General features: G+C 49.1%; 17 protein-coding genes and 5 tRNA genes. 7 read left to right on the top strand and 15 right to left on the bottom strand.

Features of this window, described 5'->3' with window-relative positions; genetic code table 11:
• Positions 1-37: 37 nt before the first annotated feature.
• Complete coding sequence (locus tag KG631_RS17090) at positions 38-817, bottom strand: transporter substrate-binding domain-containing protein (protein ID WP_214000850.1); 780 nt, start codon at positions 815-817, stop codon at positions 38-40.
• 145 nt (positions 818-962) lie between these two features.
• Between KG631_RS17090 and KG631_RS17085 the strand changes: the two genes are divergently transcribed.
• A complete protein-coding gene (locus tag KG631_RS17085; protein ID WP_214000849.1) occupies positions 963-1,442 on the top strand; it encodes a peptidylprolyl isomerase in 480 nt (159 codons plus the stop codon).
• On the opposite strand, the gene KG631_RS17080 is transcribed toward KG631_RS17085, so the two are convergent.
• Both KG631_RS17080 and KG631_RS17075 read right to left on the bottom strand, forming a co-directional pair.
• The gene (locus KG631_RS17080) at positions 1,443-2,546 is read right to left on the bottom strand and encodes a PQQ-dependent sugar dehydrogenase (protein WP_214000848.1); all 1,104 of its coding nucleotides are present in this window, start codon (positions 2,544-2,546) and stop codon (positions 1,443-1,445) included. It lies immediately after the preceding gene.
• 1 nt (position 2,547) lies between these two features.
• A complete protein-coding gene (locus KG631_RS17075) occupies positions 2,548-3,021 on the bottom strand; it encodes a hypothetical protein (RefSeq protein WP_214000847.1) in 474 nt (157 codons plus the stop codon).
• A gap of 203 nt (positions 3,022-3,224) precedes the next feature.
• Between KG631_RS17075 and hemH the strand changes: the two genes are divergently transcribed.
• Positions 3,225-4,307, top strand: a complete 1,083-nt coding sequence (gene hemH / locus KG631_RS17070; protein WP_214000846.1) for a ferrochelatase — start codon at positions 3,225-3,227, stop codon at positions 4,305-4,307.
• Here hemH and KG631_RS17065 read toward each other — a convergent pair.
• Together KG631_RS17065 and KG631_RS17060 are read right to left on the bottom strand one after the other, a co-directional pair.
• A complete protein-coding gene (locus tag KG631_RS17065; protein WP_214000845.1) occupies positions 4,304-5,347 on the bottom strand; it encodes a GGDEF domain-containing protein in 1,044 nt (347 codons plus the stop codon). The two genes, hemH and KG631_RS17065, sit on opposite strands and share 4 nt — an antisense overlap.
• 391 nt (positions 5,348-5,738) lie before the next feature.
• Positions 5,739-6,362: an HAD family hydrolase gene (locus KG631_RS17060; RefSeq protein WP_214000844.1), complete on the bottom strand. Its 624-nt coding sequence runs from the start codon at positions 6,360-6,362 to the stop codon at positions 5,739-5,741.
• Between the two features lie 226 nt (positions 6,363-6,588).
• Here KG631_RS17060 and KG631_RS17055 point away from each other — a divergent pair, with 226 nt between their 5' ends.
• The gene (locus KG631_RS17055) at positions 6,589-7,299 is read left to right on the top strand and encodes a YebC/PmpR family DNA-binding transcriptional regulator (protein ID WP_214000843.1); all 711 of its coding nucleotides are present in this window, start codon (positions 6,589-6,591) and stop codon (positions 7,297-7,299) included.
• 28 nt (positions 7,300-7,327) lie between these two features.
• Here KG631_RS17055 and KG631_RS17050 read toward each other — a convergent pair whose 3' ends face one another.
• Positions 7,328-7,717, bottom strand: a complete 390-nt coding sequence (locus KG631_RS17050) for a cytochrome b562 (RefSeq protein WP_214000842.1) — start codon at positions 7,715-7,717, stop codon at positions 7,328-7,330.
• A gap of 79 nt (positions 7,718-7,796) precedes the next feature.
• On the opposite strand from KG631_RS17050, the gene KG631_RS17045 reads away from it, so the two are divergent.
• Positions 7,797-9,020 (top strand): dipeptidase, encoded by a 1,224-nt coding sequence (locus KG631_RS17045; protein ID WP_214000841.1) that lies wholly within the window; start codon positions 7,797-7,799, stop codon positions 9,018-9,020.
• A gap of 67 nt (positions 9,021-9,087) precedes the next feature.
• Here the strand turns inward: KG631_RS17045 and KG631_RS17040 are convergent, their stop codons facing one another.
• Complete coding sequence (locus KG631_RS17040) at positions 9,088-9,813, bottom strand: DUF445 domain-containing protein (RefSeq protein ID WP_214000840.1); 726 nt, start codon at positions 9,811-9,813, stop codon at positions 9,088-9,090.
• An 85-nt stretch (positions 9,814-9,898) separates the two neighbouring features.
• Positions 9,899-10,087 carry a hypothetical protein gene (locus KG631_RS17035; RefSeq protein ID WP_214000839.1) on the bottom strand — a complete coding sequence of 63 codons (189 nt, stop codon included), beginning with the start codon at positions 10,085-10,087 and terminating at the stop codon, positions 9,899-9,901.
• Between the two features lie 321 nt (positions 10,088-10,408).
• Here KG631_RS17035 and KG631_RS17030 point away from each other — a divergent pair, with 321 nt between their 5' ends.
• Positions 10,409-11,377: a sel1 repeat family protein gene (locus tag KG631_RS17030; RefSeq protein WP_214000838.1), complete on the top strand. Its 969-nt coding sequence runs from the start codon at positions 10,409-10,411 to the stop codon at positions 11,375-11,377.
• Between the two features lie 77 nt (positions 11,378-11,454).
• A complete protein-coding gene (locus tag KG631_RS17025; protein ID WP_214000837.1) occupies positions 11,455-12,390 on the top strand; it encodes a tetratricopeptide repeat protein in 936 nt (311 codons plus the stop codon).
• An 80-nt stretch (positions 12,391-12,470) separates the two neighbouring features.
• On the opposite strand, the gene KG631_RS17020 is transcribed toward KG631_RS17025, so the two are convergent.
• Positions 12,471-12,758: a ferritin-like domain-containing protein gene (locus tag KG631_RS17020; protein ID WP_214000836.1), complete on the bottom strand. Its 288-nt coding sequence runs from the start codon at positions 12,756-12,758 to the stop codon at positions 12,471-12,473.
• A 177-nt stretch (positions 12,759-12,935) separates the two neighbouring features.
• Here KG631_RS17020 and KG631_RS17015 point away from each other — a divergent pair, with 177 nt between their 5' ends.
• A complete protein-coding gene (locus tag KG631_RS17015; RefSeq protein WP_214000835.1) occupies positions 12,936-13,697 on the top strand; it encodes an FkbM family methyltransferase in 762 nt (253 codons plus the stop codon).
• Positions 13,698-13,803: 106 nt separating this feature from the next.
• On the opposite strand, the gene KG631_RS17010 is transcribed toward KG631_RS17015, so the two are convergent.
• The 6 genes from KG631_RS17010 to KG631_RS16985 form a co-directional block, all read right to left on the bottom strand.
• Positions 13,804-13,893, bottom strand: a tRNA-Ser gene (locus KG631_RS17010).
• Between the two features lie 125 nt (positions 13,894-14,018).
• Entirely contained in the window at positions 14,019-15,077 is a 1,059-nt protein-coding gene (nadA, locus tag KG631_RS17005) for a quinolinate synthase NadA (protein ID WP_214000834.1), read from the bottom strand.
• A gap of 102 nt (positions 15,078-15,179) precedes the next feature.
• A tRNA-Lys gene (locus KG631_RS17000) sits at positions 15,180-15,255 on the bottom strand.
• Between the two features lie 19 nt (positions 15,256-15,274).
• Positions 15,275-15,350: transfer RNA gene (locus KG631_RS16995), tRNA-Lys, on the bottom strand.
• A 19-nt stretch (positions 15,351-15,369) separates the two neighbouring features.
• Positions 15,370-15,445: transfer RNA gene (locus KG631_RS16990), tRNA-Lys, on the bottom strand.
• 26 nt (positions 15,446-15,471) lie between these two features.
• Positions 15,472-15,547 (bottom strand) — tRNA-Lys (locus KG631_RS16985).
• Between the last annotated feature and the right edge of the window lie 96 nt (positions 15,548-15,643).

Below are 15,643 nucleotides of genomic sequence, written 5' to 3'. Positions count from 1 at the left end.
TAACTAACTGCGGCTAACCTCTGCGATTAGTCGCGTTTTAGTCAATTATTTCTGTCAGCTCCGGCTGCGGTAACTGCTCCAGCAGGCCGTAACGGAGCTTTAACTCCGAAAGCAGTAACTGATTCTCTGCCAGAAAACGATTAAATTGGGCCAGTACTTCATTGTGACGAGTTGTCGACAAATGAAAGCCAACCTGACTGAAAGGTAAATTGCCGGCGACAACCAGGCCATCGGCTTGCTTTAACTCGCCAAGCAAATAATTTGCCACATTATATTCAAGATCTGCTGCATCCAACTGGCCCCGCAGCACTAAACTGACTGCGCTTTGTGGATTGGCTACCTCAAATATTTGGAATTTATGGCTTTGTTGCAACGTAAGCCACTTTACCGGGGTAAAACCCCGCACTACCGCTAATGTCCTGACCTGACTAACACTCAGGTGCTGACGCTCTGGCTGAACCATGGTGACGCCCAGATTATAAATGACAGCGTCACTGTATAACCGGTTTGCAAGATCACCCTGATAACTGTGCCAGGCGGGATTATCCGGATAGATAAAATCAACAATATTATCCAGCTCATAATATAAACGTTTTACCGGTAGCGGCTGAAAGCTGAACTGATAACCATATTGCTCTGCAAAGGTCTCAAGCACATCGTTGGCAAAGCCTTTGCGATTACTGGCGGTAAAATCATAGTGCGGATAAAATGCCAGGTCTTCAGTGCCGACCACAAACCGGGTTTGCACCGGCATAGCCGCCACTTCGCCCATACTAAACAACATCGCTAAACCTGATAAATAACGGCTAAAAGACAATCGATACTCCGAGTTTTGTGCACTTTCTGAAATTAGTGTAGAAAGCCAGCCAGGAAACCGCAATTTTCTGCTCAGAATAAAAATAACAGTCGATTTTTCAATGCCTGCCTTTCATAATGCCCTTTTTAATTACAGGCAACGCATTATGCAAATCAGTAACAACGCAGTAGTTCAGTTTCACTATAGCCTAAGCGACGAAAGCGGTGAGCTGGAAAGCTCGAAAGGCAGCACGCCGCTACTTTATATGCATGGCCAGCAGCAAATGCTGCCAAAGCTAGAGGCGGCGCTGGAGGGCAAGACCGCCGGCGATACGCTGGAGCTGACGCTGGCGCCAGAAGATGCTTACGGTGAGATCCAGGCGAATGCCATTCAGGACATTCAGGTTAAATACTTACACGGTGCCAAAAAGTGGAAGCCTGGCATGAAGGCCTGGGTTCAGACTGAAGAAGGTCAACGCCAGGTTACTGTAGTGAAAGTAGGTATGTTTAAAGCCCAGATTGACGTTAACCACCCGCTGGCCGGTAAAACCCTGACCTTTAAGGTAGAGGTGTTAAACGTCCGCCCCGCAACCAGCGAAGAAATTGCTCATGGCCATGCGCATGGTGAAGGCGGCCATCAGCACTAATTACTGCGGTGCTGGTAATAGCCGCAACAGCTTACCACTGGCACTATCAGTCAGGATATATAAAGCGCCATCCGGACCGCTGCGTACATCCCGCAATCTGCTGTTAAGCTCTGTTAACAGCAGCTGTTCGCTCACCACCTTGCCGTTAACCATTTCCAACCGATGTAATGCTTTACCGGCTAACGCAGTAATAAACAGGTTGCCCTGCCAGCTTGGAAACAGCTCTCCCTGATATAACGTCATACCGGCCGGGGCAATAGACGGGCTCCAGTGCCAGATGGGTTCTGCCATTCCCGGATATTGCCTGAATGGCGATACTCTGGCGCCCGTGTAATCGATACCCCGGGTGGCCACCGGCCAGCCGTAATTTTTACCGGCCTGAATCCTATTCAGCTCATCGCCACCGCGTGGGCCATGCTCATGACTGTATACCTGATTACTGGCTGCATCGTAGACAATTCCCTGCACATTACGATGCCCGATACTGTATATTTCGCTGGCATAGCCGGGCTGATCAATAAAGGGGTTATCAGCCGGTACGCTGCCATCAGGCTGCAGCCGGACAATTTTCCCCAGATGATTAGCCGGGTTTTGCGCCTGCTCCCGGTAATCAAAGCCATCGCCCAGCGTCAGCAAAATGCTGCCATCGGGCAGTTGCACCATCCGGCCTCCATAATGCGCCGCCCCTTTGCGGTAAGGCTCAGCTTTAAATAGCTGACGAATATCCGTTAATTGTTGCGCTTGCCAGCGTCCTGAGGCCAAACAAAGTGTATTAGCGTTACCATCGCCACAGACATAGCTAACTAATATTTGTTGGTTCTGGCTATACGCTGCAGGTACCAATACTTCCAGCAGGCCTCCTTGTGCGGCCACATATAGTTCTGGCAAGGCAGCTGCGACGTCGGCCGTCACCTCACCCGCTGCCGACAATTGCTTTAAGTTGCCGGTACGCTCCGTTACCAACAGGTTGCCATCCGGCAAAAAGGCTAACGACCAGGGGTAATTAAGCTCGTCGGCCACCGTAATAACCTGATAGGGTAACGCCTGCCCTTTTACCGACAACAGCAGCAGAGACAGCAAAGCTGGTATGATAATTTTTGTCATATTACGCCTCATTACGCCTACTGGTTAATCCGACATAAATTGCGGCACCAGCAGCAGCACACAATGCCAGTGCCAGGCTGCCAACCAAACCACGACTGGCGGCAATCAGCGTTGGCATTGGTGCCAGATTATTAATAGCCCACAACGCCAGTAGGAAACCGACCAGGCTACAGCCCATAGCCAGCCATAGCCGGCTAACACCGACAGTGCTGTGTAATAACCGGCCGGCCACCAGGGCCAGTAATAAAACTGGCACCATAATCACCAGCATGGTCGGCGTAAAAGAACGTAAATCAAACCAGACTGTGTACAACCAGTCGCCCGGCGGCAGCTGGTCTACCAAAGCTGCTATGGCGACTAAATTGAACTGACTCTGGACAATACTGCCAAGGGCTGCCGCCAATAGCACCGCAATACCAAATGCCAGCAGTTTTTTTACTTTACTGTGGGTTCTGTAACGTGGCGTTGTCTGCATTTGCTAACCAATTTGCCTTAAATTGATGGACTATAGAGCTTACCGGCATCGTCGCTACTTTACCAGTAACCCGGTTTACTCAAAGCATTTTTAGTTCCTGTTCACCACGCGAAGCTGTTACCATCAGATCATGAAGACCAAACCAATCCGCAGCCGGGCGCGTATGCTCAGGCTGTTTGTTCCCGCTAATTGAAGTGACAGCTATGGCTTTTATTAATAACCCGAACTATCAGCACAGTACTACAGATAAAATTGGCGTGTTGCTGACTAACCTCGGCACCCCGGACGAGCCGACCCCTAAGGCGTTAAAACGCTATCTGAAACAGTTTTTATCGGATCCCAGAGTGGTCGAGGTACCACGGCTGTTGTGGTGGTTTATATTAAACGGCGTTATATTACAAATACGGCCACGCCGCTCTGCCAAAGCCTATGCCACGGTGTTTACCGAGCAAGGCTCGCCTCTGTTATTTCATACCAGAGCGCAAGCCGATGCCATAGCCCGCGAATTTGCCAACGACGGCCGGACCGATGTGATAGTGGATTTTGCTATGCGCTACGGCAACCCGTCGTTTAGCTCCGTGCTGGATAAAATGTTTGCCCAGGGTGTGCGCAAAATTCTGGTACTGCCACTTTATCCACAATACTCTGCGTCCACCTCGGCTTCCACTTTTGATGAGCTGGCGAACAACTTTACCCAGCGCCGCTGGCTACCGGACATCCGGTTTATTTCACATTATCATGATGATAATGGCTATATTGCCGCTTGTGCAGAGCGCATTAAACAGCACTGGGCGGAACATGGCCGCGCCGATAAACTGATGTTTTCATACCATGGCATTCCAAAACGCTATTTACTGAATGGCGACCCCTACCATTGTGAATGCTATAAAAGCTCACGACTGATTGCAGAAGCACTGGGCCTTGCTAAAGATGAATACATGACGACTTTTCAATCACGTTTTGGCAGGGAAGAATGGCTCAAACCCTATACTGATGAAACCTTAAAAGCCTTACCGGGCCAAGGGGTAAAGTCAGTGCAAGTGTTCTGCCCGGGTTTTGCTGCCGATTGCCTGGAAACGATTGAAGAGATCGCTGAAGAGAATCACGAGTACTTCATCGAAGCTGGTGGCGAAAAGTACCAGTATATCAGCGCGCTGAATGACCGGCCGGCGCATATCAGCGCACTTTATCAGCTGATTAAACAAAACTTACAGGGTTGGCAGGTTACCGCTGATCCCAAACGGGCAGAGCGTGCCAACGAGCTAGCTGCAGCTAAAGGCTATTAATTCGCTGCCATTTGTTTGCTGACGTCGGAGTATTCAGCGTCAGCGCGATATTGGGCAGCAACCACCTGGTTTCTGCCCTGACTTTTCGCCTGGTACAGCGCTAAATCAGCCCGGTGCAGCCAACTCTCCCAGCTCTCATCAGTTTGCAATACGGCGATACCTATTGACGTAGTCAACTTCTTACCATCAGGTAAACTCAGCTGCTCATTCACACCCAGCCGGATTTTATCGGCCAGCTTGTGCAAGTCTGCTTGTTTGATATCGGCCAGCAACACCACAAACTCCTCGCCGCCAAAACGGAATACCGTATCACGCTGGCGCACCATTTTTTTCAGAACAGGCACCAGTTCGGTCAATATGCTGTCACCGGTTTTGTGGCCGTAGTTATCGTTAATATTTTTAAAGAAATCCAGGTCAAGCAGCATCAGGCCATATTCTGTACCGTTTTTTCTGTGCTGAATGATCGCAGCCATTAAGGCCTCATCTAAGGTTCTGCGATTGGCGGCGCCAGTCAGACTATCAGTGGTGGCCAGCAATTTCAGGGCCTCACGCTGGGTTTGGGTGCGATAAGCAAATAAATAAGCAAACAGGCTGGTAACAAAGCAGGTAACGGTAAACGAGACTAACTGAAAAGTGCTGGCGAAAATCTGGCCCGGATTAAATATAGCAACACCCACTAACACAGATAATGACAACAGCAACATCAATAAGGCTTTAATGGGTGAAACCAGAAAAAAAATAAATACAATAAAAGGGTAAACCCAGAAAACTCCGTCGATCCCCAGGTTAATACAGACCAGTATGGCGCCAACACAAAACGCCATCGCCATAATCAGGCCGGGGCCTTTGGTGTTGTCTGTACGCCAGGCATAAAGCACACAGAAAATACTGACCAGCACCATTACCAGATCGGCGATCCCCACCACAACATTACCGCTTAGCAGCCGGTAAATGCCGTACGGCGTGACACAGACGGTAATCATCAACCCGACCAGACTTATCATCGCCAGATAAAAATTGCTTTTTAATCTTGCCAGCAAATTTGTCTACCCTGCATTTTTTTATAATTATGCCGCTAATATAGGGGTTTTAACGGCGATAATGCAACTAAATCGCTTAAATAGCAGGCATGTCAGGCCTTAATGCTTAACGGCGCTGCAAACATTTAGGGCGTGTTGACGTTTGCTGGTTAGATTTTGTTCGCTCTGGCGACGTTTTGATCGCGAAACAAGGAGCGCAGTTTAGTTATTCTAAATAAGCGACGAGTGACAAAGAGCAAAGCGTCGCCAGACGAACCCTACGGGCAGCGTATGGCTGGCATTTCTAATGCGTTATCGCTTGCTCATGTAGAATAACTACACATCACAAGCTCTGCCTTGTATAAATACCAGCCACTCAGCTGCAAAAACAACCACCAAACGTCAACACGCCCTAGGTACGCCCACTTATTTTATTTACCAGGGTTGGCAACTGATTAAAGTGGCTGATATGAAAATCAGCCTGCTCAATAAACTGCTGATTAGCCCCATTCAGGTACAGGCAAGATAAACTACCGGCATTAGCCGCAACCTGCAAATCAAATAAATAATCACCAACGTATAAAATCTCTGCACAGCTTAACTGCAACTGCTGCGCAATCAACTGCAGCCCGGCCGGGTCTGGTTTAGGAGCACAATCCTCCCGGGTTAGCACCAGACTAATTGGTATTTGCAGACGATTGATCACCCGTTCAGTGGCCTGGCGCATATTACGGGTTAGAATAGCCAGTGGCCAGCCCTGCTCTGATAAATGCTGCAGGCTCTGCAGCGCTCCCGGGATCCAGCTGGCAGCCTCCGCCCCGGCCAGTTCATGCTGATAAATAATCTGCTCGACCCGCGATTTTTCAGTCAGACAGCTGACCGTCGCCAGTTGTTCCAGCAATGGCGTGCCGGCAGGCCAGCCGATATCACTGCAAATAGCGCTGAAATCCAGCCGCGAGTCAACCAGGGTGCCATCAAGGTCGAATACCACAGCTTTAATTGCCGGGCTTGTTGTTATTGCTGAGCGTTCGTTCATTATAATAATCCGGTTCAGACTGGCGATTTCATCAATTTGCTTAAACGTACTGTGCCCTGCTTTGGTTTTAACTGCGGCGTTATTTCAGTCAATTATTAAAATCAATGGCAGTTTAGCGCTTAAGCTTGCTATAAAAGCCTGCAATTGGCTAGACTAGCGCCCTGTTCGTATTGACCCCTTAGTTTTAATACTTAGTTTTAATCCTAAAGAATACAGGAGCGCGACAATGGGCGCACAATGGAAAGCCAAACATAAACAAGACGCCGCTAACGCCAAGGGCCGGATATTTACCAAGCTGGCAAAAGAAATAGCCGTCGCCGCCCGCAACGGCGCTGATCCGGATATGAATGCCAAATTGCGTTCTGCCATCGAAACCGCTAAAAAAGCCTCAATGCCAAAAGACACCCTGGAACGGGCGATTAAAAAAGGTGCCGGCTTACTCGATGGCCCGGCCAACTATGAAACCGTTGTATATGAAGGTTTTGCGCCGCATCAGGTGCCGGTTATTGTTGAGTGTTTAACTGATAATAAAAACCGCAGCGCCCAGAGTATTCGCCAGTTGTTCCGCAAAGGCCAGCTGGCCACCTCAGGCGCCGTATCATGGGATTTTAAACACTTAGGTCAGATTGAAGCCGAAGCCAGCAGCCCGGATGCCGACATTGAGCTAGCGGCCATTGAAGCCGGCGCCCAGGATTTTGAAACGGGTGATGATGCTGAAGACAATGAAGTGGTATTTTTAACGGAAGCGACCGATTTAGACCTGGTGGCCAAGGCCCTACCGGAATTTGGCTACAATGTGCTGACCGCTAAACTGGTCTATCGGGCCAATAATCCGGTAACTTTAGACGATGAACAGCGTGCAGAGGTTGAGGCGTTTCTGGATGCCATTGACGCCGATGACGATGTGCAGAACGTTTATGTGGGTTTAGCCGGCTAAGCTCTGTTTATAACGCCAAAAACGGGCATTAACCAAACAGCAGTTGCCAGAAGCTGACTTTACGCTGTTTATGATAATGGCGCCGTAACTTATCCACTTCAGTAAGCGCCTGCTGCAGTTGCTGCTCATCTCCGGCGTCAGCGGCGATGCGGGCGCGCTGTAATGTTAACAGCACCTTATCCAGCCCTTCCAGATAAGTTTGCGCTTTATCTTCTGGAAATCGCGCCATTTTTGCCTGTTCAGTCAGTTCGGTTAATTTGCCGATAAAAGGGATAGCGGCCTGCGGGCTGGCTGCTTCTCTGGCTTGTTTTAACGCCAGCCCCATGTTTTTCATAGTGGCTTCTAAATCTACATTGTTATTGGCATCAACCGTCAGTGGCAACATCAGCAGCAGACACAATAAAAAACGGCAAAACATATGCGACAACTCCGGGCTGGATTTTCAGAGCGCAGCATAGCATATTATGGCCAGCCGTATTAACCACAAGGAACCACTAATGACTCCCCGCCTCTCTTTACTTTGCATTGCGCTGCTAAGCAGCGGACTTACCGCCTGCAGCACCCCGGGCCAGCTTAACACCACAGCCGGGCCAAAGCCTGCTGCCAACGAGCTGACGGTCGAACAACGCGCCCGGTTAATTGCCCAAAACAGCATGATCATCGATACCCATATCGATGTTCCTTACCGGCTCCATAAAGACTGGGAAGATGTCAGCCGGGCTACCGAGCGTGGCGAGTTTGATTATCCGCGGGCCCGTACAGGTGGTTTAAATGTGCCCTTTATGTCGATTTATATTCCGGCATCTTACGAGCGCAGCGGTGGCGGCTATCAGCTGGCGAACCAACTGATTGATAATATGGAAGCGCTGGCAGGCCGGGCACCGGATAAGTTTGCCATGGCTCATAGTACTGAAGATGCTGTAGCTCAGTTTGGCAGTGGTAAAATTTCCCTGGCACTTGGCATGGAAAACGGCACCCCTATCGCCGGCGACTTAGCCAACTTACGCCATTTCTATCAGCGCGGTATTCGCTACATTACCCTGGCACACTCTGAGAGTAATCATATTTCTGACTCCAGTTACGACTTACGCCGCCGCTGGCAGGGCTTAAGCCCGTTTGGCAAAGAGCTGGTAGTCGCAATGAACAATATCGGTATGATGATTGATATCTCGCATGTTTCAGACGACGCCTTTTATCAGACGGTAGCGCTTAGCAAAGTACCGGTTATTGCCTCCCACTCGTCGCTGCGCAGCTTTGTGCCAGGTTTCGAGCGCAATATGGATGACGATATGATTAAAGCGCTGGCCAAAAATGGCGGTGTTATTCAGATTAATTTCGGCTCGTCTTTCGTTACGGCCATTGCCAATCAGTATGGTGCTATGCGCAAAGCTGCCGCCGAAAAAGCCGGCGTTGCCAATGATGCCGCCTTCGCTAACGTTTTCCGGCAGCAACAGCCTTACCCGTTCGCTACGCTGGAAACTGTGCTGGACCATATTGACCATGTGGTGCAACTGGTCGGTATTGATTACGTTGGTATTGGCTCTGATTACGATGGCGTTGGCGACTCGCTGCCTGAGGGTCTGAAAGACGTCGCGAGCTACCCTAACCTGATTGCCGGCTTGCTCGAGCGCGGTTACAGCGAAGCTGATATTGATAAAATTCTGTCTGGCAATTTGCTGCGGGTCTGGCGCGAAGTAGAAACTTACGCACGCGCACAGTAACTTCGGCCCAGATAGCCAGTGGTGTCCTGCGCCACTGGCGGTTAGCTGTTTTAGTTGCTCTTTTCTGTTAAGGAATAAATGCGGCTAACAGGCCTATCAACCCGCCAAATACTCCACCCCAGACCACCAGCCAACCCAGATGCTGGCGGATCATCTGCTGAATTATCTGTTTCACCAGTTCCGGGGTAAGCTCAGCCAGCCGTTGCTGCACTATGGTTTCTATCTGGTCACGGATACTTTGCAGCTGTTCAGGCTGATCAAGCTGGGCTAATACCAGTTGGTTAAATTCTTCACTGCGGGAGACATCGATTAACGCCTCTTTTAAGCGGGCAATAAAAGGATCTTTTAACGGCACTAAGGCGGCGCTACCACCAAACATGCTTAGCATGCCACCAAAAGAAGATTGCTCGACGACTTTTAGTAAGGAATCAAAAGCGGGAGATAAGTCTGTTTTTGCAATTACCGGTTCAAAATCGAACGCCGGACTACTTTTTTCATCGCCTGGCTGGCCGTGTTGTCTGGTGGTTAAAAAACGGTCGATATTGTCACGACTGAAAAATTGCGTCATCACCAGCTGATAAATGCCGGCTTTAAACTCAGTAAAGCGGGCCGGTATCACGCCAGAGCCATATAACAATGGCACTTTCTCAAACAGCATATGCACCGCAAGCCAGTTGGTTAACGCGCCTGATAACGCAAACAAGCCTACACTGAGCAATACTGGCTGTGACCAATACCAAGCTGCAGCAACAACTAATGCGGCTAAGCCGTTGGTAATAATATTTTTATTCATGCCTGATCTCTGACTAGCGGTTAAACGACGAGACGCCGATTCTAATCAGCCAGTCAGGTTCAGGCAAGTAAAGCACTACTAAAAATCAGTTATAGCCCAGTACCGCACAGTGTGAGGTGTCAGCTTCGCGCTGACCGGCTTTATTTGCATCACAAGTTTCATCACGCCACACCAGGCTCAGTGCTCTGCGCTCCTGCTGGGTTAAATCCACTGTCTGGTTTTGCTGATAAAAAAACTGTTGTTGTGGCACATCACTTTGCTTAGAAATACTCATAGCAGACTCCTGCATTGCCCAAAAATAGCGGCCGTACGAGTTACACAGCAGCAAGGCCTAGCCCCTGGTGTGAACCTTTAACACCGCAAATACAGGCTAAGCATAGGGCGAGCAAACTGAGCTGAAGCTGAATTGTGAAATAAAGTTTGGATAAATACAGTTAATTTGTCACATTTTTAAAAGGCCGATCGTCTTACCTATAACACCGACATTTAACCCGACCAGCGCAGAATGACTGTAATTGTCAGCTTACTGACTTCAGTCATCTGTACTATAGTGAAAACAACGTGATACTCATGGCCAACAACAGGAACTAAAACAATGAGAAAAACCAGAATCAGGTTGGCGCTAGCCATCAGCAGTACCCTACTTTTGACCTCCGCTGCCGCTGTTGCGGCTATTGATCAGGCAAGCTTTTGTAATAGTGCCAGCTGTGAGTCTGAATTTAAGAAACTGGAAGAAATGGCCTACTATGGTAGCGGTGAAGCTGCCACTATCGTTGCCGTTGCCTACGCCACAGGAGAAGGCGTTGAGCATAATATTGAAAAAGCCCGTCGTAATATTAAGAAAGCAGTGAGCTGGCGCGAACCTATGGCCATTCATCAAATGTCCATCTGGCTGCGCCAAGGGTTTGTATTCAAACAGGACATAGCCAGAGCAGATATATTACTGGACCGGGCAGTCCGGGCAGAATTTGGCCCAGCCCTAACAGATAAAGCTAAATTGCTATTGGCAAAAAACACTCCGCAGGCTGATAAAGAGGCCGTTGCCCTGCTCGAGCTCGCGAATGAACAGCACTATAGTCCCGGCCAATATCTGCTGGCACAATTGTTGGTCAGTGGCCTGGCTGTCGAGTCTGATTTAGCCCGTGCAGCGCGCTTGTATAAAAAGCTGGCGCTAAAAGGCTATGCCGATTCCAGACTGCAGCTGGATAACCTTATTATCGCTCTGGAACGGGCCACCCGCCAGTCAGCGGAGGATAAAGCCGCTTCTGAATTAGCGGCACGGGTACAGCCACTGCTGGCAGATTTAAAGCAAATTAATGATATTGAAGTGTTTAAAGTACAAGGAAAGCAATTTAGCGTTAAGTCTGAATTTACTAATATCGTAGCTCAGCTCGACTCACTGAATCTGTACGAAAGGCGTCAGACCGGCACCCGGATCCCGGGCCAACTATGCGGTCGCGGCGTTACAAACTGCAGTGTTGCTGCTAACGATACCATGGGTGGCTTGCTGGATCGAAGCAGTGTCTTTACCTTTAATGCCCTGCAGTTCAGACCATACTACTAGCTCTTTTAAAATAATCATAACGATGCGGCTTATAATCTGCATCGTTTACCGTAACCGCTTACACAGGAACAGCGACCATGCTAACGATTAGAACCGGATTGGTATTCGCGTTAAGCAGTGCTCTATTTTTTGCACCCATTGCAGCCAATGCAACAGCCCAGCCAGCTGGCTTTTGTGACAGCGCTAACTGCCAGTCAGAATTTAAAAAACTGGAAAGAATGGCGCATTATGGCAGCGGTGAGGCAGCAACAATAGTAGCCGTTGCTTATGCCAAAGGCGAAGGCGTCGACCAGGATATCAAAAAAGCCCGCCGTCACATTAAAAAAGCGGTGAGCTGGGACGAGCCGATGGCGATGCACCAGATGTCTATCTGGCTGCGCCAGGGCTTTATCTTTGAGCAGGATATCGCCAAAGCGGATGAGTTACTGGACCGGGCTGCAAGAACACAATTTGGCCCGGCATTAACAGATAAAGCGAAATTATTGCTGGCACAGGATACGCCGCAGGCCGATAAAGAGGCGATTGCCCTGCTTGAGGCAGCAAATGAGCAACACTACAGCCCGGCCCGGTACTTGCTGGCACAGCTACTGGTGAGTGGTGTGGGTATTGAATCTGATCTGGCCCGGGCCGGCGTCCTTTATAAAAATCTGGCATTAAAAGGCTATGCGGATTCCAGGCAGCGGCTAGATGAAATTATCAATGCCCTCGAGCAAGTCTCAAAGCAACCCGAACCTGAACTGGTCGCACTGGTGCAGCCGGTGCTCGCTAACTTAACACAAATTAATGATATTGAAGTTATCGAAGTTCAGGGTCAGCAGTTTGATCCAAACTCAGAACTTAGTAATATCGTGAGCCAGCTTAGTTCTTTAAATTTATATTATCAGGGCAATACCGGCTCGCGTATTCCGGGCAACCTGTGCGGCCGTGGGACCGCGATGTGCAATGTGGCCTTTGATCGCAAAACAGATGCCGACTTTGGCGCTACTACAGTTGGGGAGTTAATGGGAAAGTAATTTAGTAGCTATCAACTGCAGCCTGCTTCAGGCCGCAGTAACAGCAGCCCTTTAGATTAACGAAAAAGGCTGCACCGCAATTATTCGTGAGCAATTGTTTTATCAGTAAACACGTAATCTTTCAGCTGCTTGTCAAAGTGAGGATCTCGTCGTCTAATCCATTCCAGTACCATTGCGGCATGCTCTTTTTCTTCATCCCGGTTATGAATAAGAATTTGTTTCAGTTGCTCATCCTTGCAGGCATCAACCCGCTGGTTATACCAATCAACAGCCTCCAGCTCTTCCATTAATGAGGTAATAGCCCGGTGCATGTCGCGTGTTTCATCACTAAGTTCCGCTATAGGTTCGTGATAGCCTTCATTTGCCATAAATATCCCCACTGGTTGTGCATTAAAAATCTTAGTGTAGATGACTGCACAGCCACTTGCCTGCCTGCTTGCAGTTAAAATGTTATTTTTAATACTGAAAATTTCTGTTAAATAACAGGCGTATTAAGTTTGTCATAATTCCGAGCTAAATTAGCGTGGTTGGCAATAGGAGTTTCTATGTCTGAATTGAAAGGCTTGCTCGATACCGTCCAGTGTCGCAAGTTAGATAAGTCTATCCCTGGTAATGCATTGGCCAAGCCTCCTGTTGGCTTTGTCCGTTCTCATTATGGCATTCTGCTGCGTAAAAACTGGTTGGATGCGACCTTCCATTTTTGCCAAAGAGGCTCATACGATACGCTATTGGTAGACTACTTAAATTGCCAGCGTAATCCTTTTACTTTTGTTGATATCGGCGCAAATCAAGGCCTTTATTCTATTCTTGCCGGCCACAATAAACACTGCACCAAAGTCTTCGCATTCGAGCCTGTCGCCAGCACCTTTTCACTTTTAAAGACGAACCTTGACGTCAATAATGTTGCAGATATTGTCCATCCCATTAATGCCGCTGTTTCTGTCGAAACAGGCAGCACCAATATCATTAAAAAACCATGGCACAGCGGCGCAGCGACATTACGTAAGCTGCCCCGCTGGTTTCGATTTACAGAAACTATCGCCACCCTTGGCCCTGATAAGCTAAGAACATTAATCCATGCAGAATCTGATTTAATTATTAAAGTCGATGTTGAAGGGCATGAGAAAGTAGTCTTTGAAGCGCTGGTTGCATCTGGCTTACTAAGCAATGCCGCAGCCTTGTTTTATGAAGTCAACCGCCGCTGGAGTCAGCAGCAAGACCTCGAAACCCTGCTACGTGCTTATGGCTTTAAGAACTTTGTTAACACCTCATCGAATCTAACCTGCGATGTCCTTGCAACCCGCTGATTTATTGAGCCCAGAGGTCGAACCTCAGGGTTCGAACCAAATCCTCGATCTCTGTCGTGTTAAATGAAAAAGGCCCATGCAGTTGCATGGGCCTTTTTCATTTAATTGGCGGAGAAGGAGGGATTCGAACCCTCGTTAGGGGTTAACCTAAACACACTTTCCAGGCGTGCGCCTTCAGCCACTCAGCCACTTCTCCGTAACTTGCGTTGCAAGCGCGGCTATACTAGGGAAATTCCATGCCCGCTGCAACTGTTATATCTATAACTGGTTTTTTATGGCTGCTTTTTAAGCAGCCGGTACTTTTTTGCCAAAGGTTTTTGTTTAAGCGTTGCCTTTTACCTGCATTTTTAAATCGCGGGCGAAGTTCAGCATCCGGTTCAGCGGTACTAAGGCTTTTTCACGCAGGGCGGCATCGACAAAGATCTCATGGCCGGTCGTGTCGGTTAACGCCGCCTCAATCGCTTTTAAGCCATTCATTGCCATCCAGGGGCAGTGAGCGCAGCTGCGGCATGTCGCGCCGTTACCGCCGGTTGGGGCTTCGATAAAGGTGCGATCCGGCATCTGCTGCTGCATTTTATAAAAAATGCCCTTGTCGGTCGCGACAATAAAGGTGCTGTTTGGCAGCGTCTGGCTGGCTTTAATCAGCTGACTGGTGGAACCAACTGCGTCGGCCAGCTGTACTACGCTGTCTGGCGATTCCGGGTGTACCAGCACTGCTGCTTCCGGGTACTGCTTTTTCAGCTCGACCAGCGCATTGGCCTTAAACTCGTCGTGGACGATACAGGCGGCGTCCCACAGCAACATATCAGCGCCGGTTTGCTTTTGCACATAAGCACCCAGGTGTTTATCGGGGCCCCACAGAATTTTTTTACCCTGGCTGTCCAGGTAATCGACGACATCCAGGGCAATAGACGAGGTTACCACCCAGTCAGCGCGCGCTTTAACCGCTGCTGAGGTATTGGCATACACCACCACAACCCGGTCAGGGTGGGCGTCGCAAAACGCTGAAAACGGCTCTGCCGGGCAACCTAAGTCCAGGGAACAGGTGGCCTCGAGCGTTGGCATTAAGACCGTTTTATTCGGGGTCAGAATTTTTGCAGTTTCACCCATAAACTTAACGCCGGCAACAATTAAGGTTTCTGCCGGGTGTTCATTACCAAAGCGGGCCATTTCCAGTGAGTCTGACACGCAGCCGCCGGTTTCTTCGGCCAGTGCCTGAATTTCCGGATCGGTGTAATAATGGGCGACCAGCACCGCATTTTTTTGCTGGAGCAGCGCTTTAATCCGGGTTTTATATGCGAGTTTCTCGTCTGCAGACAAAGGCACAGGCTTTCTGGGGAACCTGAAATCCTGCTCACTAAAATACATCGACTGCGTCATAACACCTGACCGGTTGCGTAAAAAGGCGCATATTATACACCTGGCAAGCCGGCAATAACAGTATTTAACATAGAGGTGTTTGGGAGGTGTTGGGGCGGTGTTTGGTGGGTCATGATGGATTCGAACCATCGACCAACGGATTAAAAGTCCGCTGCTCTACCAGCTGAGCTAATGACCCAAACAGGATAAACATAAAGTGGTGGGTCATGATGGATTCGAACCATCGACCAACGGATTAAAAGTCCGCTGCTCTACCAGCTGAGCTAATGACCCAAACAGGATAAACGCGAAGTGGTGGGTCATGATGGATTCGAACCATCGACCAACGGATTAAAAGTCCGCTGCTCTACCAGCTGAGCTAATGACCCACTTCGGTATACTTGTTTGCGCGGTTTGGTGGGTCATGATGGATTCGAACCATCGACCAACGGATTAAAAGTCCGCTGCTCTACCAGCTGAGCTAATGACCCTAACCGCGGACGCATATCTTACTGATTTACGGCGTTAGTGCAACCGAAAATTGTTAAAAAGGCTGCCATCCTGGCCTGACTGCACAAAAAGCCAGC

The sequence above is a fragment of the Arsukibacterium sp. genome (assembly GCF_018402695.1).
Taxonomy (GTDB): domain Bacteria; phylum Pseudomonadota; class Gammaproteobacteria; order Enterobacterales; family Alteromonadaceae; genus Alishewanella.
This window is presented reverse-complemented; position numbering and strand designations above follow the sequence as displayed.